This is a genomic window from Larkinella arboricola (assembly GCF_003259745.1).
In the GTDB taxonomy this organism is placed as follows: domain Bacteria; phylum Bacteroidota; class Bacteroidia; order Cytophagales; family Spirosomataceae; genus Larkinella; species Larkinella arboricola.
On record NZ_QLMC01000004.1, the window covers coordinates 694014 to 714343 of the forward strand.

The 20330-nt window shown below is 48.2% G+C and carries 21 protein-coding genes; 12 read left to right on the forward strand and 9 right to left on the reverse strand.

Annotation, left to right across the window (positions count from 1 at the left end):
• The first annotated feature begins 21 nt into the window (after positions 1–21).
• Positions 22–558, forward strand: a complete 537-nt coding sequence (locus LX87_RS18530) for a DUF8685 domain-containing protein (RefSeq protein ID WP_111629896.1) — start codon at positions 22–24, stop codon at positions 556–558.
• Between the two features lie 85 nt (positions 559–643).
• Here the strand turns inward: LX87_RS18530 and xerD are convergent, their stop codons facing one another.
• The gene (gene xerD, locus LX87_RS18535) at positions 644–1540 is read right to left on the reverse strand and encodes a site-specific tyrosine recombinase XerD (RefSeq protein ID WP_111629745.1); all 897 of its coding nucleotides are present in this window, start codon (positions 1538–1540) and stop codon (positions 644–646) included.
• Between the two features lie 111 nt (positions 1541–1651).
• On the opposite strand from xerD, the gene aroQ reads away from it, so the two are divergent.
• Genes aroQ through LX87_RS18555 form a run of 4 tightly spaced genes read left to right on the forward strand, consistent with a single transcriptional unit; the run spans position 1652 to position 4131 of the window.
• A complete protein-coding gene (aroQ, locus tag LX87_RS18540) occupies positions 1652–2080 on the forward strand; it encodes a type II 3-dehydroquinate dehydratase (RefSeq protein ID WP_111629746.1) in 429 nt (142 codons plus the stop codon).
• Between the two features lie 17 nt (positions 2081–2097).
• A complete protein-coding gene (locus LX87_RS18545; protein WP_111629747.1) occupies positions 2098–3117 on the forward strand; it encodes an aminotransferase class V-fold PLP-dependent enzyme in 1020 nt (339 codons plus the stop codon).
• Positions 3104–3667 carry a MarC family protein gene (locus LX87_RS18550; protein WP_111629748.1) on the forward strand — a complete coding sequence of 188 codons (564 nt, stop codon included), beginning with the start codon at positions 3104–3106 and terminating at the stop codon, positions 3665–3667. The genes LX87_RS18545 and LX87_RS18550 overlap by 14 nt, the downstream gene beginning before the upstream one ends.
• Complete coding sequence (locus LX87_RS18555; protein ID WP_111629749.1) at positions 3667–4131, forward strand: pyrophosphohydrolase domain-containing protein; 465 nt, start codon at positions 3667–3669, stop codon at positions 4129–4131. The genes LX87_RS18550 and LX87_RS18555 overlap by 1 nt, the downstream gene beginning before the upstream one ends.
• A 109-nt stretch (positions 4132–4240) precedes the next feature.
• On the opposite strand, the gene LX87_RS18560 is transcribed toward LX87_RS18555, so the two are convergent.
• The 6 genes from LX87_RS18560 to LX87_RS18585 all read right to left on the reverse strand — a co-directional run bounded on the left by LX87_RS18560 (position 4241) and on the right by LX87_RS18585 (position 10235).
• Positions 4241–5926, reverse strand: coding sequence for a proton-conducting transporter transmembrane domain-containing protein (locus LX87_RS18560; protein ID WP_111629750.1), 1686 nt, complete (start codon positions 5924–5926; stop codon positions 4241–4243).
• Positions 5927–6018: 92 nt separating this feature from the next.
• A complete protein-coding gene (locus LX87_RS18565) occupies positions 6019–7440 on the reverse strand; it encodes an ATP-binding protein (protein WP_111629751.1) in 1422 nt (473 codons plus the stop codon).
• A 57-nt stretch (positions 7441–7497) separates the two neighbouring features.
• Positions 7498–8175: a response regulator gene (locus LX87_RS18570; RefSeq protein ID WP_111629752.1), complete on the reverse strand. Its 678-nt coding sequence runs from the start codon at positions 8173–8175 to the stop codon at positions 7498–7500.
• Between the two features lie 745 nt (positions 8176–8920).
• On the reverse strand, positions 8921–9262 hold the full coding sequence (locus tag LX87_RS18575; RefSeq protein WP_111629753.1) for a YtxH domain-containing protein: 342 nt from the start codon (positions 9260–9262) through the stop codon (positions 8921–8923).
• Between the two features lie 54 nt (positions 9263–9316).
• Complete coding sequence (locus LX87_RS18580) at positions 9317–9604, reverse strand: YtxH domain-containing protein (RefSeq protein WP_111629754.1); 288 nt, start codon at positions 9602–9604, stop codon at positions 9317–9319.
• 463 nt (positions 9605–10067) lie between these two features.
• Complete coding sequence (locus LX87_RS18585) at positions 10068–10235, reverse strand: lmo0937 family membrane protein (RefSeq protein WP_111629755.1); 168 nt, start codon at positions 10233–10235, stop codon at positions 10068–10070.
• A 492-nt stretch (positions 10236–10727) separates the two neighbouring features.
• Between LX87_RS18585 and LX87_RS18590 the strand changes: the two genes are divergently transcribed.
• Complete coding sequence (locus LX87_RS18590; protein ID WP_229310720.1) at positions 10728–11093, forward strand: response regulator; 366 nt, start codon at positions 10728–10730, stop codon at positions 11091–11093.
• Between the two features lie 49 nt (positions 11094–11142).
• Positions 11143–12594 (forward strand): sigma-54-dependent transcriptional regulator, encoded by a 1452-nt coding sequence (locus LX87_RS18595; protein ID WP_111629756.1) that lies wholly within the window; start codon positions 11143–11145, stop codon positions 12592–12594.
• Between the two features lie 64 nt (positions 12595–12658).
• On the opposite strand, the gene LX87_RS18600 is transcribed toward LX87_RS18595, so the two are convergent.
• Positions 12659–13288, reverse strand: coding sequence for a porin family protein (locus tag LX87_RS18600; protein ID WP_111629757.1), 630 nt, complete (start codon positions 13286–13288; stop codon positions 12659–12661).
• Positions 13289–13622: 334 nt separating this feature from the next.
• Here LX87_RS18600 and LX87_RS18605 point away from each other — a divergent pair, with 334 nt between their 5' ends.
• The 5 genes from LX87_RS18605 to LX87_RS18630 all read left to right on the forward strand — a co-directional run bounded on the left by LX87_RS18605 (position 13623) and on the right by LX87_RS18630 (position 18103).
• On the forward strand, positions 13623–14072 hold the full coding sequence (locus LX87_RS18605) for a response regulator (RefSeq protein ID WP_211325328.1): 450 nt from the start codon (positions 13623–13625) through the stop codon (positions 14070–14072).
• Positions 14056–15519, forward strand: coding sequence for a hybrid sensor histidine kinase/response regulator (locus LX87_RS18610; RefSeq protein ID WP_111629758.1), 1464 nt, complete (start codon positions 14056–14058; stop codon positions 15517–15519). Before LX87_RS18605 ends, LX87_RS18610 begins: the two co-directional genes overlap by 17 nt.
• Before the next feature lie 509 nt (positions 15520–16028).
• A complete protein-coding gene (locus LX87_RS18620; RefSeq protein WP_111629760.1) occupies positions 16029–16433 on the forward strand; it encodes a four-helix bundle copper-binding protein in 405 nt (134 codons plus the stop codon).
• A gap of 361 nt (positions 16434–16794) precedes the next feature.
• A complete protein-coding gene (locus LX87_RS18625) occupies positions 16795–17298 on the forward strand; it encodes a pyridoxamine 5'-phosphate oxidase family protein (protein WP_111629761.1) in 504 nt (167 codons plus the stop codon).
• Between the two features lie 76 nt (positions 17299–17374).
• Positions 17375–18103, forward strand: coding sequence for a DUF3891 family protein (locus LX87_RS18630; RefSeq protein WP_111629762.1), 729 nt, complete (start codon positions 17375–17377; stop codon positions 18101–18103).
• Between the two features lie 33 nt (positions 18104–18136).
• Here LX87_RS18630 and glgX read toward each other — a convergent pair whose 3' ends face one another.
• Positions 18137–20233, reverse strand: a complete 2097-nt coding sequence (gene glgX, locus LX87_RS18635) for a glycogen debranching protein GlgX (protein ID WP_111629763.1) — start codon at positions 20231–20233, stop codon at positions 18137–18139.
• Positions 20234–20330: the final 97 nt, after the last annotated feature.

Sequence of the window (20330 nt, forward strand, 5' to 3'; positions counted from 1 at the left end):
CAAACAAATAAAGGAATGGAGATGGAGACTGTTTTAGGAATCGGATCGCGGGTGAAACATAGCGAATTTGGTGTCGGGGTTATTATCAATATAAAATCGAACGGATATGTTGTGACTTTTATCGAAACCGGTGTCAAAATAATAAAATTCAATACTCCTCTGGAAGTGATTGAAGAGGTAGAGCCGGATCGTGATCTGGTCAGTCTGCTCGATGTGGAGCAATCTCTGGTCCGGGTATTGCAAAAGTGGGTGGATGTAACGGAAGTGGTGCCCCTTGGTGACAAATGGAAAGGCGGGAAGTTGATTTTAAAGCCGGGACGGACGAATCTGGCTTCCAAAGAAATAGCAATTGAAGTGTTTTTTCACAAGATTGTCATGATGCGCGATCGGTTACGGGTACTGGAGCAACGGATCAACACCAGTTCGCTCGACGAGGAAGAGAAAATCAACCTTCAGCAGTATATCACCCGTATTTACGGAACCATGACTTCTTTTAACTTCTTGTTTAAACAAACAGAACAGTATTTCACCGGCGACAAAGCCGCCGTGGAATCGTAGATACTAAAAATAATAAATGTGATTTGGGTTAGGGTTAACCGACGAAGGAGTGCCCGCTGTTTTTAACGGCGGGCACTTTTGTTTGCTAGGAGCGGGGATGAAAGTCCGTAATAATCTGCTTCAGATAGTCCCGGTCGAGATGGGTGTAAATCTCAGTCGTTGTGATCGATTCGTGGCCGAGCATCTGCTGAACCGCCCGCAGATCGGCGCCCCCTTCAATCAGGTGAGTGGCAAACGAATGCCGGAACGTGTGCGGACTGATTTCTTTTTGAACACCGGCTTCAATCGCCAGTTTTTTAATGGTTTTGAACACCGATACGCGCGAGAGTGTGCCCCCTCGCAGATTCAGAAAAACCGTGTCTTCCGCTCCTTTCTGAACGTCCAGCTGACTTCGGATATGCTCGACGTACAGCGTCGTGTGTTTGATGGCGTCTTTGCCGATGGGCACCAGCCGCATTTTGTTGCCCTTTCCGGTAATGCGGATGAAACCCACTTCGAAATAACAGTTGGTCAGCCGCAGATCGAGCAGTTCGGACACACGCAGGCCGGAGCTGTACAGCATCTCAATCATGGCGCGGTCGCGGGTGCCGCCGGGCGTTGAGAGATCAATGGCGGCCAGAATGGCTTCAATTTCGGGGGAACTGAGCGTATCCGGCAGTTTTCGGCTGAGCTTCGGACCGTCGATGAGTTGCGTCGGGTCGGTTTGGATCTCGTTTTCCAGCAGCAAAAATTTATAGAAAGCTTTCAGGCCGGATAGAATACGGGCCTGCGACTGGGCCGACAACCCGAGATCGGTCAGGTAGGCCAGAAAAGCAAAGATCAAGTCTTCGGTGACCACCGTAGGAGAAGCTGTTTCTCCCGATAATTCCACAAATTCGCGCAACTTGGTAACGTCGCGCAGATAGGCTTCCACGGAATTTTCGGCCAGCGAACGTTCCAGGTTCAGGTAATTTTTAAATGCGTTAATGTAACTTTGCCACACGGTATCAGTACGGATTCCTGCCTGCGAATTACGGTTTAATCCGGACAAACGCAATGAATGCAAAACCGTATTTCATAACCGTCTTGCTTTTCCTCCCTTAAACCACTGGCTATGAAACAGATTCTGATTTTAAATGGTCCTAACCTAAACTTGCTGGGCAAGCGTGAACCGGAAATTTACGGAAGCCGTACGTTTGTCGATTACCTCGAAACCATCGAACAGGCTTTCCCGGACGTGCAGATCCGGTATTTTCAGTCGAACCACGAGGGTGAACTGATTGATAAAATTCACGAACTGGGCTTTACCGTCGACGGTATTGTGATCAATGCCGGGGCTTATACGCACACGTCCATTGCGCTGGCGGATGCGCTGGCGGCCGTGACAGCACCTGCGGTTGAAGTGCATATTTCCAACGTTCACGCCCGCGAAGCCTTTCGGCACCACAGCTATCTGTCGGCCAAGTGCAAAGGGGTTATTGTTGGGCTGGGCCTGATGGGGTACGATCTGGCCGTACGGTATTTAGTAAGTCTGGGCGCTTAGCCCGTAACCTATCGCCAATGATTACCTTTTATCCCGGTCCTTCCAAAGTCTATCCGCAGGTGGCCGATTATGCGCAGGAAGCCATACGCTCGGGTGTAGTAAGCCTGAACCACCGCAGCGCCGGTTTTATGGATATTGTGAAGGAAACCGTCCAGCTGCTGCACGAAAAACTGGCCATTCCGGCGGATTACCACATTGCCTTTGTGTCGTCGGCTACGGAGTGCTGGGAGATTGTGGCGCAATCGCTGACGGTGACAACGAGCCTGCATCCCTACGGCGGGGCTTTCGGGAAAAAATGGATGGAATACGCCCACCGCATCAAACCGATGATTATGCCCGGTGAGGCCGATGTCCTGTGCGTGGTGCAGAATGAAACATCGAACGGTACGCAGGTCCGGATGAATACGCTGGCCCAATTCCGGCAGGAGTTCAGCGGACTGATAGCGGTCGATGCGGTGTCGTCGCTGGGTGGGCTGGCGTTCGACTGGACGCTGGCCGACGTCTGGTTTGCGTCGGTGCAGAAATGCCTGGGTTTACCGGCGGGGCTGGCGGTACTGATTTATTCACCCGATGCTCTGAAACAGGCCCAAATCATCAACGACCGGCAGTATTACAACAGTTTGCTGTTTGTTCACGAAAACATTGAAAAGTACCAGACGCCGTTTACCCCGAACGGTTTGGGAATCTACCTGTTGATGCGGGTGTTGCAGCAGGTTCCGCCCATTGCCCAAACCGACGAACTGATTCGGAAACGGGCTGCGGACTGGTACCGGTTTATGGGCGAAGAAACCGCCTGGAAGCTGCTGATCGAAAGCCCCGAACAACGGTCGGACACGGTTATTGCCGTGCGGGGAAGTGAAGCGGAAATCCGGGCCGTAAAAACCGCTGCACAGCAGGCCGGTATTACGCTGGGCAACGGCTACGGAGAGTGGAAATCCACAACGTTCCGGATTGCCAACTTTCCCGCTATTGAGGATTGGGAAATTGAACAGTTGAAAGCGTTTTTACGGACTTATCGGACGGATGCTGAATTTTAAGGAAATCATATCGGTTACGCTTATTCTGTTTTCGGTGATTGATGTCATCGGATCGTTGCCGATTATTATCGACCTGCGCCGAAAGGTTGGTAAAATCGAGTCGGAGAAAGCTACGCTGGCGTCGGCGCTGCTGATGATTTCGTTTCTGTACATTGGCGAATCGATTCTGAAGTTATTCGGCGTAGACGTATCGTCCTTTGCGGTGGCCGGTGCGTTAATTATTTTTCTGCTGGGACTGGAAATGATTCTGGGCCGGAATATTTTCAAATCCGATGAGCACAGCACCGGGTCGGCCCACATCGTGCCCATTGCTTTTCCACTCATTGCCGGAGCGGGAACCATGACCACTATTCTGTCGCTGAAAGCCGAATACGCAACCGCCAACATTCTGGTTGGTATTCTCATTAACCTGGTCCTGATTTACATTGTGCTGAAATCGTCGGAATGGATCGAAAACCGCATTGGGCCGGGTGGCACGAACATTCTGCGGAAGGTTTTCGGTATCATTTTACTTGCCATTGCCATTAAATTGTTTAAAAATAACTTCTGATGCAGACACCTGATTCATTAAATGCTGTTGCCGAATTTCACCGTACTTTTCACCATCCGGTGCTGGATGCTCCCCAGATACCGTCCGAAACCCGCTGTAAGCTCCGGGTGGCCCTGCTGGCGGAGGAGTTGAAGGAACTGGAAGTGGCGATTCTGGAAAAAGATATTGTTGAAGTAGCCGACGCGCTCTGCGATTTGCAGTATGTCCTGGCCGGAGCGATTCTGGAATTTGGTCTGGGCGAAAAATTCAAAACGTTGTTCGACGAGGTGCAGCGCTCGAACCTCAGCAAAGCCTGCTTAACGGTTGAAGAAGCCGAAGCCACGGTGCAGCATTATCAGGAGAAAGGCGTTGAGTGTCACTACGTCGAATCGGACGGAAAGTACCTGGTGTACCGGACCGCTGATAACAAGACGCTGAAAAACGTCAATTACTCACCGGCCAGTCTGGAAGCGATTCTGAAATAGTTTAAAAAAGTCCGGCCGGTTAATCAACCGGCCGGAGCTTACAATAACCTAAATAAATAACAAAAAGCGACCGGTTTACCCGAAGTCAGTGCATACGACAAAAGCCGTATCATCCAAATTCAGGCTCCGGATTGGGTTTATTGAGTGTGTTCGGCCGGCGATAGTTCAGGCTAACCGGTTTCTGAATTTTGCCGCGAAACTTTATTGTCCAGAGTAGGAATCCGGCCAGCGCCACCCCGCCGATTCCGAGATACGTCAGTACGGGGGCAATGTCATCGAGCGAATGCAGGTCCGTAACAAAGAGCGCCGTTACCTGCGTGGCCAGTTTTAAAACGACGTTGGGAAACAGACCCATCAAAAGCAGACTCAGGCCCGCGATGGCCTTGGGCAGAATCATGTCATCAGATACTTCCGTTGCCTGCGCTGCGGCTTCAGACCGGACAGCGTCTAAAAATGTCCTCCGGAATACCCTGATAAATCCGAACATACTCCAGCTAATCAGAAAAGTAAGACTCAGCAGCACGGTCCAGATCAACACGTGCAGCAGGGAGTTGTCAACCGTCAGTCCTTTGAGCAGACCGGCGTAAAGCAAAGTTTCGGAAATGGATATAGTGAGGGGTGGGATTCCGCAAAGCGCCAGCAAGCCAATTGAAAACAGCATCGAGGTTTTCGGCATGGTTTGCATCAGTCCGCCCAATTGCTCAAGGTGGCGGGTGCGAGTAGCCCGGTAAATAGACCCAATACATTGAAATAACAGCGATTTGGACAAGGCATGGGTAAGAATGTGGAGAATACCGCCGGTAAAGCCCAAAGCCGCCAGTGCGGACGTATGGAAGGCAAGACCCAGCACGCCAATCCCAATCCCGATGCCGATGATCCCCGTATGCGTGATGCTGCTGTAAGCCAGCAACCGCTTGCCATCCTGCTGTGTAAAGGTATACCGGAGGCCCACAAAAGCCGTTATGAATGATGCCGTCAGGATCAGCAGGCCGACCGGGAACAAATCCGTGTGAACCGAAACCAGGACCCGAAGAATACCGTAAATTCCCATTTGCGTCAGGATGCTGGACATGATACTGGAAACATGGGAGGGGGCCGTCAGATGCGTAGGAGGAAGCCAGGTATGGAGCGGGGCAAAACCGGCGTAAATCCCGAATCCGACGAAGAACAGGAAAAATACCGGGAGTGAACCGTGGCCACCGAAATACGCATCGAGGGTTTCAAAACCAGCTACCGAACCGTTTGATTTGGCAATCAGGAAAGCCGTTGTGATCAGTGCCAGCCCGATTTGCATCTGGAGGAGGTACTTGAAGCCGGTTTTCAGGATCTCCTTTCGCTCAGCTTCAAAGACCACCAGACCGAAGGCCGAAACCGTCATAAGCTCCCAGGCCGAAAGAAACGCGGTTCCCTCGCGCAGGGTGTTTACTAAAATCAGGGAAATATGGAGCCACAAAAGCGCCAGATGGTGCAACGACAACCGAACATCCGACAGGGTTTTACGGTAGAGTTTCAAATAACCGTTGGCATACAGTAAGCCAATCAGGAGCGTGAGGCTGATAATCGTCAGAAAAAAAGCGGATAGGCTGTCAATATTTGCCGAGAGGTTGAAGCCCGCCAGTTCGAGCAGATTAAACTGCATCAACCCACCGGTCGATAGCGCCCGGAACGCCCAGGAAGAAGCCGTAACAATCAGCAGGGTATGCAGAAAGAGACTGAAAAAATATTTCGTCTGCGCCCGGAATAAAAACACTCCGAAGCCACTCAGGGCCGTAAAAATTAAAACAGCAGACTCCATGCACAAGGTAAGCGTAAGGCTGGAGCAAAATTCCTGCTGATTAGTTAAAAGTAAATTAAGGCTGAGTTAAAAACTGGTTAAATCAGAGGGACTTAGGGCTTATCGTCCAGTTCAAAGGCTACGGATTTTTCAACGGGGGTTGTTTTCCGTACCGGGAATGTGACTTCAAAGCAGGTTCCCTTTCCAATTTCTGATTCTACCCGAATATACCCCTTGTGAATGGTAATAATCCGTTGGGTGAGGGTGAGGCCAATACCGTGACCAATAATACCAGACGTCGTTTCGGAGCGGAAAAAGGGTTCGAACAGATGGGGAATGTCTTCCGGCGGTATGCCGTAGCCGTGGTCGATAAAGGTTAGCTGGATGTAGTCAACGCCCGCGTTCAGGTTGACGATAAGGGTATGATCTTTCGAGTATTTGCAGCCATTTTCGATCAGGTTCTGAAAAGCTATCTGTAGCAGCGCTTCTTCGCCCATCACGATCAGTTCTTCTTCCGTACCGGGCAGGTTTTCGTATTCGATGTCGATACGGTATTCCTGATTCTTTTTCAGTAACTGGCTACGGGCCTGCCAAAGTTGTTCGTCTATGCGTACGGGTTTGAAGGAGAGCGTGCCCGCGTCGGCGTTAACCCGGGCCAGTTCGAGCAGGCCGTTAACCAGTTTATTCATCTTGTTTCCTTCCTCGAGCACACTTTCCAGCGCCTGTTTGTATTCGGCCTGGGTACGATTCTGCATCAGCGCGACCTCCACCTGGCCCATCATCACCGTCAGGGGCGTTCGGAGTTCGTGGGAGGCATGGGAGACAAAATTTTTCTGGAGAATAAAGGCCTGTTCCAGCCGGTTCAGCATTTCGTTGAACGTGACCGCCAGTTTGGCCAGTTCGTCTTTGGGCCTGCCAACGTGCAGCCGGGCATAGATATTGGTGGCCGAGATGGCGTTTACCTGATCAATGATGTGGGACACGGGTTTGAGTGCATCGCCCGCAAAAAACCAGCCCGCCAGCAGAACAATCACCATGCTGCCCAGACAACTAAAAAACAGAATGTCCCGCAGCGATTGCAGTTTGGTGAAGCCATACCGGTCGATGGCTGTAGCCACGATGACCAGACGGCGGTTGTGGTTATCGTCATACCGAACACCGAGGGTCTCGACTTCGCCCTGGCGCTGGAAGATTTCTTGGCCGTTCCGTACCTGTTCCAGAAACTGTAGCGGAACCGGTTCATGGTCTGAATCGGTTGAGTGGAGGATTCTATTATCGGGCCGATAAATGGTTACGTGTCCTTTGAAAAAAGACATGTAATTCTTTTCAATCTGTTGAAGCATTTCCTCCGTGATACCGCTTACTTCAACGTTTTCCAGCAGTTTGGCGGTGGCAACTGCATTCTGCCGGAGCCGTTCATAAAACTCCCGTTCACGGTATTGATCGAACAGGTAGTAAATGGAGAGCGAAAACAGCAGGAGGATTGAGCCAACCAGCAGCGCAAAGAGTACAGTTAAGCGAGTACGGATGTTCATAGCTGTAGCAGACAGAAAAGGAGAGAGGTTGAACAAACCCGTATTTACCTGGCTTCCCTACTCTTCTTTTAACATATAACCCATGCCGATTACCGTATGAATCAGTTTGAATGGGAAATCTTTATCAACTTTTTTGCGTAAAAAATTCACATAGACATCAATGACATTCGTACCGGTATCGAAATGAATGTCCCAAACTTTTTCGGCAATATCGATGCGGGAAACAACCCGGTTTCGGTTACGCATGAGGTATTCCAGCAGGGCAAATTCTTTAGCGGTCAGTTCAATACGTTTTCCGCCCCGCCGGGCAATCTTTTCGTTTAGGTCCAGTTCCAAATCGGCCACCCGGAGCAGATTGGCCTGCATACTGGTGTCGATAGTCCGTTTACTCAATGCCCGCAGCCGGGCCAGCAATTCCCGAAATTCAAATGGCTTGACCAGGTAGTCATCCGCTCCGGCTTCAAATCCGGCTACTTTATTGTCGAGTGAACCCATAGCCGTCAGCATCAGAATGGGCGTTTTAATGTTTTCCGAGCGCAGGGATTTGGCCAGATCATACCCGTTTATTTTCGGAACATTTACATCCAGCACGATCACATCGTAATTAACGCTTAATGCCATGTTGCGCCCAATCTGGCCATCATAGGCTACATCCACCTCAAATGATTGTTCTTCAAGTCCTTTTTTAACGAATGAAGCGAGTTTAGGTTCGTCTTCTACCACCAAAATTTTCATAACTGTTTTTTCAGGAAGTGGATAATTTGCCAGCGAAATACTACATATAAAGCAATAAAACAAAAAAGCTACCCGAAATACACCTTCAGGTAGCTTTTTTCATCCTATCCACACCATTCAAAGCTAATGTATGCATCAGCTCTGATGTTCAACCTCCCTGTATAAAGGATTAACTATATGTCAGGGAAAATTTAACTTCTCAAAAGTAAAAGAGATAGATTAAACCGGCGTTAAAGACAGGTTAAAATCAGCTAAAATTACTGAGTATCAAAACAAAAAAGCTATCCGGGAGTACCCGAATAGCTTTCCGACTATATCCACACCATTTAAAAACAGCCGCCCGTTCAGGCTTAGGCTGCCTTTATCAATGACCTGATGAGCAGGTCTATGTCTTTATGTCTTGATTCTCAAATTTATCTGCAAATATAGCAGTTGTTTACAGCAACAGCACCAAGTCAGTCTAAAAAATCAATGAAAACTACTTAGTTATTTTATAAACGGTCTCTTTGGCACGAGCTAACAAGGATAAATCATCCCTTTGAGCCATTAAATTGTCAGTTTTTAGTCAAATGACAAAATTTTTGTCATTAAAATTAGAGAGTCGTTACTTTTAGAAGGAACTATGTTAGAGAACGGTTACAAAAAGGCGAAACGCCTGACTGACAAACGTTTCGCCTTTTTATCATAACGTTGAGCAAATTAAACAGAATTAGCGGAATGATTTACCGAGTCTTCTATGTACTCTTTACTCAGTTTTAACGGACTGCTTTGCAGATTCTACACCAGAATGGGCTTTGTCGGCCACGTTATCAACCGTGTTGTTGAACTCGTCTTTGTTCTGGCCACCCTTGTCCTGTAGTTTGTCAGTCCACTGATTAACCTGCTGGTTAACCTGTGATTTAACCTGATCAACCTGTGACTTGACCTGTTCCACTCCTTTACTCCACTGGTCCTGTAAATCCTTCGTGCGTTTGTCAGCTTCGTCCTGAATCCACTGACGGCTTTCCCGGCCGCTTTTCGGGGCTGTCAAAATGCCTGCGACTACGCCGGTAATAAATCCTAACAAAAAATCTCTTGAACTTCTCATGGGTTTCCGATTTTAAAATTGTTAAATGCCGGTACTACTGGCAAATGTATCTAATTAATATTTAGTGTTCCGTTCAACCTGTTGAACGGCATCTTTCGACCGTGAAGCGACAGTATCAACTGCATCGTTGTATTTCGAAGTCAGTGAATCTTTCGCATCATCATACTGGCTGCGAATGCTGTTAAACCCGTTGGTGATGGTATCCTGTAGGTCTTTCAAAAACTTGTCGGAGTCATTCGTAATTTTTTTACGGGTGTCCTTACCGCTGCGGGGAGCGAGTAATAAACCCAGGGCAGCCCCTGTTAATATTGCAACTACGAGTCCACTGAAATTCGATTTCATACCCTTTCAAACGGTTTAAGTGAAAAATGAGACCGCACACGGCGGATTACGACGAGTAGTAAGAAAAATCTGTACCATACTCCGTTATTACCCACCGGGTATATGATTAACTTATTGTTAATCAGAATGTTTAAGGTTCCTCTTTATTTATATGCCAGTGATCTGAAACAGAGGGAGATGAGGAATATTTTCTACAAACTGTAGAACCGCACTGAGGACATGTATAGGCATTTATCTGACCGGGCTATCGTCCGGGTGGAGCAGGGAAGAAGGCATAAGGAGCTGAATAACAAAAAATCCCTGCACTCAAATCTGGTGCAGGGATTCCGTACCCACCGTAACTTGTACTTAACCTAAAATGAAACCACCTAAACCTAAACGTATCGCTAGGGTAGTGAATAGCGAAATATCTACAGTCAATTGACCATCGGGTCAACGGCATTTTTAAATGATGTGCGAATGATTAAACACCCCGTCCACGTATTACCCGAAGCAAAATTGCAACGATAGCAATCACTAATAGAATGTGAATCAGGTTATTGCTTGCAAGGCCCGCTCCGAGTACACCAAAAAAGCCTAGCGCCCAGATGATGATCAGAATGACAGCAATTGTGTAGAGCAAGTTTCCCATTGTTATCGCTTTGCAACCCGAGTAATTTACGTAGTGGCTGCTTGTGTCAATCTAATATGAAAATGTTATGCCAAAAGTATAATAAGGAAACATCAACACTGAAAAATACAAGAAATGGCATATTTGTAGGACCATTTCTCGAAAAACGAGCTGGACATTCTGCTATGAGACTCGAATACTAGCCAAACAAGTGTGGAGAAAAATGCACAGTTGTAGAATAAAGTTGTAGAGAAAAACACACCTTTTAACGAAATATGAAATTATTTATACGGCTTTTTAAAGCTGCCTATTTTATATTTTTTTATAAATACCCCTTAATTTACCCCAAATTCAAATGATTATGCGAAAAACGGGCCAATAGAGGATTTTAGGCACATAATTATCTATAGGACTATATGAGGTAATTTTTGAATGAATGAAAAACGGTAAAACTCGGTATAGCATATGAGGGGCTGGCAAACCGGAAGTCAATATAAGCCGGTTATATCAAATATGATGAATACAAAAAGAGTGTTAATAGTCGACGACGAAGCCGATATATGTCTATTACTCTCCGGTTTGTTAATGCGAATGGGCTATCAGCCTACTTGCGCCAATTTCCTGGAAGAAGGGCGACAGCGACTGGCGCAGCAAACATATGATGCGGTATTTTTGGATTTAAGTCTGCCTGACGGTGTTGGATTTGAACTATTGTCTCATATCCGAAACATGGCTGACAAAACCAAGGTAATTATGATAAGTGCGTTTGATGGAATTGCGGAGCGAAAAAGAGCGTCACAGGAAGGAGCCGATTACTTTATTGGCAAACCTTTTAATCGTAAGACCATCGAACAGGCTTTACAATATATCCAAGTTTAGTTAACTTTATACCCACGTTTATTATACCGGACACTGTAACTGTCCTTTTATGGAAAGAATCTTAATCGTTGACGATAATACGGATATATGCCTGCTTTTAGAACGCTTTCTGTCAAAACAAGGATATAAGACGGCTTCTGTTCAACGAGGAGATGACGCCTTGACTCTTCTGCGAAAAGACTCGTTCGAACTGGTTATCTGTGATTTCAAGCTGCCCGATGTGGACGGCCTGGAAATGCTGCGTCGCATCAAAATACTGGACCCAACTACCGCAGTTATTATCATTACGGGTTACTCCGACGTCCGGATGGCCGTGCAAACGGTTAAGCACGGCGCTTATGATTACGTGACCAAACCGCTGTATCCGGACGAAATTCTCTATACCATCAAAAGCGCGCTGGACCGCCGGACCCAACTGGTTGAGGGCCGTCCCGTTGCCGTCGGAGCCGCAGATGATCATGAGGAGGATGTGCCAGAAGTGAACCCTGTCAAACCGGTGACCCGTTCACCCAAAGCGGGAACCATCCTGACGGGAGGCCGGCGTTTTATTTTCGGAAAGAGCCGGTCCGCTGAAATGCTTCAGAAGCACATTGATTTGATTGCTCCGACGAATATGTCGGTTATTATAACCGGTGAAACCGGTACGGGCAAGGAGTTTGTTGCCAATGCCATTCATCAGAAAAGTAAACGGGCCGGTAAACCGTTCGTTGCTATCGACTGCGGAGCCCTTTCGAAAGAGCTGGCCGGAAGTGAACTCTTTGGTCACGTGAAGGGAGCCTTTACGGGGGCCACGTCCGACAAGATGGGGAGTTTTGAGTACGCCAACGGCGGAACTTTGTTTCTGGACGAAATCGGAAACCTCTCGTACGAGAATCAGATTAAACTCCTGCGCGTCCTACAGGAACGCAAAATCCGGCGCATTGGCAGTAACACGGATATTGTGGTCGATGTCCGGATTCTGGTAGCAACCAATGAAGACCTGCGGGAAGCGGTTCGGCAGGGTCGTTTCCGGGAAGATATTTTTCACCGTCTGGATGAATTCCGGATTGAGCTGACCCCCCTCCGCGACCGTAAAGCCGACATTCTTCTGTTTGCCGAGCATTTTCTGGACCTGGCCAACGAGCAACTGGAAAAGAATGTGCAGGGCTTTGATGATGACGTAAAAGAGAAGCTGAAAGAATATTACTGGCACGGTAACCTGCGCGAAATTCAGAACGTTGTGAAAAGGGCCGTTCTGCTGGCGCAGAGCGATGTCATTACGCTGGACTGTCTGCCGTTTGAAATTATTTCGCCCAGCTACTCGATGGAAGATAGCACCACGGTGGTATCGACGGTTGCTCCGGCCAATAATTTAAAATCGGTATCCGAAAACGCAGAACGCGCAGCCATTATTAAGGTGCTTGAAAAAACCGGCTATAATAAAACGAAAGCCGCTGAAGTGCTTAATATCGACCGAAAAACCCTCTATAATAAGCTCAAAGCGTACGATATTCATCTTTAAAAGAGGATGCACCCTTACAAACGAATAAAGCGGTTATGCCAACTCGTTCGTAAGGGTGCATTTTTTATTTAATCGTAAAGCCAATTGAAACCTGGCCAACCGCATTTTTAGCCTTTCCCATCACTAGCCGGGCCGCCCCATCTTTCGCCACCGGTTGCAGCCCTTGTCCATAACGCAGGCCCAGCAGAACCGTTCCGAAATAGATGTTTAAACCACCGGCTAAACCGTAATCAAACGTATTAAAGTTATCCCGGTTAATGCTTCGGTAATCAGAACCAAGATCGCCTTCGGAGGCCACTTTGGAACTAACCAGATAGGAAGCATACGGTCCGGCCTGCAAGTCGACCGAGTTGCCTAGTTTGAAGGTTGCCAGAACGGGCAATTCCACATAATTCAGTTTAAACGTGTTGCGGCCACTCGCACCCAGCAAATTATAATCCGCCGAGACGCCTTTCATACTATATTGCAATTCAGGTTGGATTGCAAAGAAGCTGCTTACCGGGATTTGCGTAAATACGCCAACGTGAAAACCGATACGCTCGTTGCGATCCTCTACATTGTCGAGATACAATGTGCTGGCATTTAAACCACCTTTAATTCCGGTGCGCGGAGTTGTCTGGGCAGCAGCGTCCAAAAGCGTTAGGCTGCTGATCACAGCAGAAGAAAACAACAGATTAATGAACTGCTTTTTCATGTACTAAATAAAGTTAAATTTACCCTTACGCTCCTTAACAAATTTGTGCCAATCCTGAATTTATTATGATAGGTGGTATGTAAATGGCTGTTTAACAGAAATTTATATTGGGTTTTTGTTGGTTGTAAAACAAAGTGTCCAAAAAAAAACTTTCGATAATGTGGAAGATAATTCTCAAAATGTAGAAGATAATGAGTAAGATTATGGGAATTTAACGACGGTCTTATCGAGTATTTGTCTCTTTTTTCGAAGAAAACTAAAAGGAAAGGTAATTCATAAGATAAATGGAACTGTACTTGTACTTAAAAGAGCACTCAACAATTTATAGATAAGAATGATGAGCAAGCAACTAACCATCAGTATATTGATCGCGGACGATGATGCTGATGATCGTATGTTGATCGAACAGGCTTTTCGCGAGAATAATCTGACCGCAACTTTAAATTTTGTCGAAGATGGGGAGGAACTGATTGATTTTCTCCTTCAGCGGGAACCGTATACATCGGTTATCCGGCCCAGCCTGATTATTCTGGACCTGAACATGCCCCGCAAAAATGGTATTCAGGCATTGCGCGAAATCAAGGCGAATGAACAATTGCGGCAAATTCCCATCGTTGTATTAACAACGTCGACCGCCGAAGAAGATATCCTGCGTACCTATGATCTGGGCGTAAGTTCTTATATTTCGAAGCCATTTGATTACAGCACATTGCTTGATATTACAAACACCATAAAAAAATACTGGATTGACACCGTTTCCTTACCTGATGACTCAACCCGATGAATTATCGGAAAAAAACATCCGGGTTTTGCTGGTTGAAGATGATGAAGATGATTTTGTCCTGACAAAATCGCTGCTCTCTACCCGCGACAACGCCAATATTATGCTTGATTGGGTCAGTGACTTCAATTCGGCATTGGAACATATTTACCAGAATACGTACGATGTGTATCTCGTCGATTACCGTCTGGGCGAACGGACGGGGATCGAGCTGATTCAGGAAGCCTTTAACACCGGTTTTCAAACGCCCATGATTCTGCTGACCGGGCAGGATGATCTGGAGGTCGATTATTCGGCTCTGAAACTGGGGGCCGCCGATTACCTGGTGAAAGGACGAATTGACGCCCAATTGCTCGGACGGAGCATTCGCTACGCCATGCGGCAGGCGCATACCGTCGGAGAACTGGCCGAAAAAGAAAACCGGTACCGTTCGCTGTTTGAGCGGTCAATCGACGCCATTTTTATTACCGACCGTAATTTCGAATTCCAGGAAATTAACCCGTCTATGGTCAATCTGACGGGGTATACCAGTGAAGAATTGCGTACGATGAGCGTTCGAGATTTGTTTGATAAGCCGGAGGTGTATGACCTTCTGCGGCAGCAAATCGACGGTCCGGTACGCGTGAAGGACACGGAAGTGGTGCTGGTTAGTAAAGATAAGAAGAAAATAGACTGTTTGCTCTCGGTGGTGGCCATTCCGGATAAAGCCGGGGTGACCAACTGGTTTCAAACCATTGTGCGGGATGTGACACAGCAAAAGAAAGCACAGCGGGATCTGCTGATTGCTGAGAAATTAAGCATGACCGGCCAGATTGCCCGCAGTATTGCGCACGAAGTTCGCAATCCGCTGACCAACCTGCACCTGGCGCTGGAGCAACTACGCGAAGAACTACCACCGGAAGACCCGGGCCTAACACTTTATATAAATATTATCCGTCGGAATGCGGAACGGATCGGCCAGTTGATCACCGAAATGCTCAACTCGTCGAAACCCCGTGATCTGGAATTAACACCGTACAGCCTCAATGAAGCCGTAAAAGAAACGCTGCACCTGGTTCATGACCGGCTTCAGCTCAAGGGAATGAAGCTGATTACCGATTTCACGACCGACAACAGTGAGGTGCGGCTCGATAAAGAACAGTTTAAAACGGCTTTGCTGAACATTCTGATCAATGCCGTGGAGGCCATGAAGGAGATGTCCGGCATTTTAACCGTTAAAACCGTATCACTGGGCGATCGGGCCATTATGGTATGTGTGGAAGATAATGGAGCCGGTATTTCCGAGCAGAATCGGCAACGTCTTTTCGATCCGTTCTTTACCGGCAAACAGGGCGGTATGGGACTTGGCCTGACAACCACTCAAAACATTATCAATAGCCACCGGGGTTCAATAGAAGTTGACAGCCAAGAAGGGGTGGGAACGACCTTCCGGTTGATTTTCCCTAAATAATACCGGTCTTAATAATGAAGCCAGACGATGGCCACTGAAGATTCAGTGGCCATTTTTTGTGTATCTGGCTGTGGATTTTGGTACACACTCAGACTGCCAATTTCTACAGGATTACCCGCTAAATGGTTTGTTTTAAAAAGCAGGGCAGAAAAATGTATTGTAATAAAGCGCTGATCGTCAGTATTGTACAAACGTATGCCGTGTGGATGAGATGTAGAATTCAAAATGGCATAATTATCTCAATAGGATTGACATCAACACGCAAAAAAGCAAATGTTCTGGACTCAAACTCATTTTCCGGCTGCGATGCGATCGCTTCCGCCTAGTGTTCGGGCCAAGGCGATTGAAATTGCCAATTCGCTTCAAGGTCAGTATGTGTCGGATCAGCGAGAGGTGATTTCGACCAGTATCCAGGAAGCCCGCAGTTGGTCCCGCCGACGATTTATGGAATCTGCCGGTACCCAGTTAAGTTAATCAATCCAATCCCAACCCATATAATTTGAACCACCATGATCTGGAAAAAAAACATTTACGACACGCTGGTAACTTGCGCTTCAACCTGTGATGAATACGCGACGGAATGTTCCCGGCAACAGGATATTGAAGAATTATACCGTTGCATTTTCCTGAGTCTGGATTGCGCCGATTTATGCCGTCAGGTGGCCGTTCTCTACGTTCGGGGTTCCGAAAATACCCGGCTTCTGGCACGCACCTGCATTGAAGTGTGTGAAAAATGCGCCGAAGAATGCGAGCAGATGAGCGCCGAACGGGCCTGCCAGATTGCCTCTACCTGTCGGCAGTGCATCCGGGCGTGTATGGCAATCCTGGAAATGGGCATTCACCACGACGAAGAAACGGAAACATCCCGTTCCCTGTTTGTGGCACTCGGTCGTCAGGAAATGCTTTACAACTAAGCCGTCACTGGACGCTGGAATCAATCAAAAAAAACGGTGCTGGTTTTTAACCGGCCGGGCCATCGGCCATCGGGAAATTCTGTCAGAAACTACGCCCTTGTAGGCAGCGCGGAAGAAGCGGAAGCAAAAATAGTCCGGGAGTAAAATGATATCCAACGCGTAGACCTGACTGTGAATCCCCAATGTGGTAAACATCCCCTAGCTAACTATAGCCACTGCGTTAGCCCTGAGATGGTTTAACCGGATGAAGACCCTGGACCGGTAATCGGCACCGTATATAAATATTAGTTGTAAACAGCCGATTGTTTTAGTGTATACTAATTCCGTCGGCTGTTCATTTTTAGTTTAATCTTTAGTAGCCATGGAAACCAAAGAACAACAGAATACGGAGATGGCGAGAGTAAGCAAACTGATCGAAGGAATTCGGATTGGGATGCTCACCACGCAGGACGGAAATGGGAACCTCGTCAGTCGACCGATGGCGGTCATGCAGCTTGACGAAAACGGCGACCTATGGTTTTTAACCAAAGAAAACTCTCCGAAAACCGATCAAATTAACGACAATTATAAAGTCAATGTAGCGTTTGCTGACGTGTCCGACGCTTCGTATGTGTCGGTGAGCGGTACCGCCCAGGAACTCCACGACCGGGCAAAAATTGAGGAATTATGGTCACCGATGGCCAAACCGTGGTTCCCCGACGGCAAGGATGACCCGCAACTGGCGATTCTGAAAGTGCATATCGATACCGCCGAATACTGGGATTCGACTTCCAGCCGGATGGTACGGCTTTTTGAAATGGCCCGGGCCGCCCTGACGGGAGATACGTACAAGGAAGGCGAAAATAAAATAGTGGAAAACCGGTAACGAATATCTTCCGGTCTGTAAAAATGCCGACCTGATCAGGTCGGCATTTTTGCGTAGGTACTAAGCGGATACGAGCATGATTGTAAAAAGTACAGATTTCGGATGGGAGCTGATTCATCAACAGGCTCATGGCTTGCTGGCCGTTAAAATTGCTATGCAATGGCAGGCTGTAAAGCGAACGAATCGCTGGACTGAGACGCTGGTGGCTTTAACCGAACACGACGACGGGCAGGATGCCTGGGAAGCCAAAAATCACCTGACCGAAGCCGGAGCGCCGAAGGATTTTCGTATTGATCAATATTCTGTCGGGCAGGCCAGACGCATGGTTGAAATTGCGTTGGAAAAAAGCCGCTGGAATGCCCTGATGGTTTCGATGCACAGTACGTTTCTATACACGGAGCTGGAAGAGCAGAACGCGGAACTGGCCCGGTTTCTGGAAGAGCAGCGACAGAATCAGAAAAACTGGATCAGGCAAATGAAACTTTCGGTTAAGGAGGTAGATTATGCCTACGCCTTCATTCAATGGTGCGATGCCTTATCACTTATTCTTTGCCAGGGCGATTTACCCCAGAAGAGCCGCCGACTGGAGATTAGCCCCGGTCCGGACGGTATTTCCTATTACGTTTTCCAGCGGGCCGACCAGACCGTCGGCGTTGATCCGTGGCCTTTCGATCCGCCGGACTTTATGGTGCAGATCGAAGCCTACCAATTGCATCAACTGAGTTTTAAGGATGATCAGGAATTATACGAATGTATTCAGAAAGCGCCGATTGAAGAGAAAGAGTGGCGGTTTAGAAAGGAATAAAAAAAGGGGCATCCAGCCCCTTTTTTATTTTGTCTACATTTTGAGCAGCACCAGCGACCGGCCTTTGAGTTCGAACGGGTCCCGGGCCGAAACATCGTAGGGGACTTTAGCGTCCAGATCCGTATTGATCAATACCGTCCAGGTATGTTTACGACCTACCTTGGGTAACTTAAAGGGAACCGTTTCCCAGAAAGCGTTGAATATAAGCAGAAACCGGCCTTCGCCAATGGGGTCGCCGTTTTCGTCCTGCTCATCCACTTTGGTACCGTCGATCAGAACGCCCAGGCAGCGGGTAATACCGTCGTGCCAGTTCTTTTCCTTCATGGGTTTGCCGTCGTTTCGCAACCAGACGGCTTCTTCGGGGCTGTAAAATTTCCGTCGGCGCAACAGCGGATACTCCTGGCGTAACTCGGTGAGTTGCCGCGTAAAATCAAACAGCGCCTGCTGATCGGCGGTCCATTGCCAGTTAAACCAGGCAATCTCGTTGTCCTGCGCGTAGGCATTGTTGTTTCCCTGCTGCGTGCGGCTGCATTCATCGCCCATCACGAGCATCGGCGTTCCCTGACTGAGCAGGAGCGTGGCCAGAAAATTCCGTTTCTGCTGTTCCCGGGCCCGGACAATTTCTTCGTCGTCGGTGGGACCTTCCACGCCCATGTTCCAGCTCCGGTTGTCATTCGCGCCATCCTGATTGTTCTCGCCGTTGGCTTCGTTGTGCTTATCGTTGTAGCTTACCAGGTCGTTGAGCGTAAAACCGTCGTGGGCCGTAATGAGGTTAATGCTGTTGGACGGCTGGCGACCATCGTCATACAAATCGGGGCTGCCCATAATCCGCGTGGCAATTTCAGGTGCCAGCCCTTCATCTCCTTTCCAGAAGCCCCGTACGCAGTCGCGGTATTTGCCGTTCCATTCCGACCAGTTGACCGGAAAATTGCCCACGTGATACGACTGAATATCCCACGGTTCGGCAATCAGTTTCACCTGCGACAGAACCGGGTCCTGCTGGATGGTGTCCAGAAACGCCGACAACTGACCAGCCGCATTGAGGCTATGGGCCAGGGCCGTCGCCAGGTCAAACCGGAAACCATCAACGTGCATCTCCGTTACCCAATACCGTAAGCTGTCCATCACCAGTTGCAGCGTCCGGGGGTGACTCATATTGAACGTATTACCAGTACCGGTATAGTCCATATAATACAGTTCGTTACCCTCAACCAGCCAGTAGTAAGCCGGGTTGTCAATACCCCGGAACGAAAGCGTCGGTCCATTGTGGTTGCCTTCGGCGGTATGGTTGTAAACCACATCCAGAACGACCTCAATACCGGCTTTGTGCAGGGCTTTCACCATGGCTTTAAACTCATTGACGGCATGGCCCATTTCCCCCTTTGAAGCATATTCACTGTGCGGAGCAAAATAGCCGATGGAGTTATAGCCCCAGTAACTTTCGCTGGTAAATTGGTGAACCGGCATCAGTTCAACCGTAGTAACGCCAAGCGATTTCAGGTAGTTGACGGCCTCGGGGCTGCCCAGGCCCGCGTAGGTTCCGCGGATTTTTTCGGGCAGATCGGGGTGCAGTTTCGTAAAGCCCTTTACGTGCAGTTCGTACATGATCGTACGGTTCAGCGGAATATCCGGTCGTTGATCGTCCTCCCAGTCAAAGTTCGGATCGATAACGATGGATTTCGGTACGTACGGCGCACTGTCGTCTTCCTGTGGTTTCGAATACCGGTCCTCATCCTGATTGTCCGGATTAAATCCTAACTGGGCAATGTGGCTATCAATGGGACCGCTGATGCCTTTGGCGTAAGGGTCCAGCAGGAGTTTTTTGGGGTTAAACAAAAATCCCCGCGCGGGTTCGAACGGCCCATCAACCCGATAACCGTATAGCTGGCCGGGTTGAATCGCTTCCAGATAAATATGCCAGATGTGTTCGGTACGTTCGATCAGCGGAATCTGCTGGGTTTCTCTGGTTGGGTCTTCAGCGTCGAACAGACAAAGAGTGACGCCGGTAGCGTGTTCGCTAAAAAGGGCAAAATTAACACCTTCGCCGTCCCAGGTTGCGCCCAGCGGATACGGTTTTCCTGGCCGGGAGCGGATATCTTCCGAGTTTTCTACAGTATTTGTGAGTTCCATATAAAATAAGTAATTACTGGCCTAACGACCCAATCCGTAGCAATAAATGGGTTGATGTGGATGCTTAAACGGTTTTAAACCAGTAGTTAGCCAGCCT

Coding starts and splice junctions, on each gene's coding strand:
- LX87_RS18530 (WP_111629896.1), top strand. CDS start 22: ATGGAGACTGTTTTAGGAATCGGATCGCGGGTGAAACATAGCGAATTT.
- aroQ (WP_111629746.1), top strand. CDS start 1,652: ATGAAACAGATTCTGATTTTAAATGGTCCTAACCTAAACTTGCTGGGC.
- LX87_RS18545 (WP_111629747.1), top strand. CDS start 2,098: ATGATTACCTTTTATCCCGGTCCTTCCAAAGTCTATCCGCAGGTGGCC.
- LX87_RS18550 (WP_111629748.1), top strand. CDS start 3,104: ATGCTGAATTTTAAGGAAATCATATCGGTTACGCTTATTCTGTTTTCG.
- LX87_RS18555 (WP_111629749.1), top strand. CDS start 3,667: ATGCAGACACCTGATTCATTAAATGCTGTTGCCGAATTTCACCGTACT.
- LX87_RS18560 (WP_111629750.1), bottom strand. CDS start 5,926: ATGGAGTCTGCTGTTTTAATTTTTACGGCCCTGAGTGGCTTCGGAGTG.
- LX87_RS18565 (WP_111629751.1), bottom strand. CDS start 7,440: ATGAACATCCGTACTCGCTTAACTGTACTCTTTGCGCTGCTGGTTGGC.
- LX87_RS18570 (WP_111629752.1), bottom strand. CDS start 8,175: ATGAAAATTTTGGTGGTAGAAGACGAACCTAAACTCGCTTCATTCGTT.
- LX87_RS18575 (WP_111629753.1), bottom strand. CDS start 9,262: ATGAGAAGTTCAAGAGATTTTTTGTTAGGATTTATTACCGGCGTAGTC.
- LX87_RS18580 (WP_111629754.1), bottom strand. CDS start 9,604: ATGAAATCGAATTTCAGTGGACTCGTAGTTGCAATATTAACAGGGGCT.
- LX87_RS18585 (WP_111629755.1), bottom strand. CDS start 10,235: ATGGGAAACTTGCTCTACACAATTGCTGTCATTCTGATCATCATCTGG.
- LX87_RS18590 (WP_229310720.1), top strand. CDS start 10,728: ATGATGAATACAAAAAGAGTGTTAATAGTCGACGACGAAGCCGATATA.
- LX87_RS18595 (WP_111629756.1), top strand. CDS start 11,143: ATGGAAAGAATCTTAATCGTTGACGATAATACGGATATATGCCTGCTT.
- LX87_RS18600 (WP_111629757.1), bottom strand. CDS start 13,288: ATGAAAAAGCAGTTCATTAATCTGTTGTTTTCTTCTGCTGTGATCAGC.
- LX87_RS18605 (WP_211325328.1), top strand. CDS start 13,623: ATGATGAGCAAGCAACTAACCATCAGTATATTGATCGCGGACGATGAT.
- LX87_RS18610 (WP_111629758.1), top strand. CDS start 14,056: ATGACTCAACCCGATGAATTATCGGAAAAAAACATCCGGGTTTTGCTG.
- LX87_RS18620 (WP_111629760.1), top strand. CDS start 16,029: ATGATCTGGAAAAAAAACATTTACGACACGCTGGTAACTTGCGCTTCA.
- LX87_RS18625 (WP_111629761.1), top strand. CDS start 16,795: ATGGAAACCAAAGAACAACAGAATACGGAGATGGCGAGAGTAAGCAAA.
- LX87_RS18630 (WP_111629762.1), top strand. CDS start 17,375: ATGATTGTAAAAAGTACAGATTTCGGATGGGAGCTGATTCATCAACAG.
- glgX (WP_111629763.1), bottom strand. CDS start 20,233: ATGGAACTCACAAATACTGTAGAAAACTCGGAAGATATCCGCTCCCGG.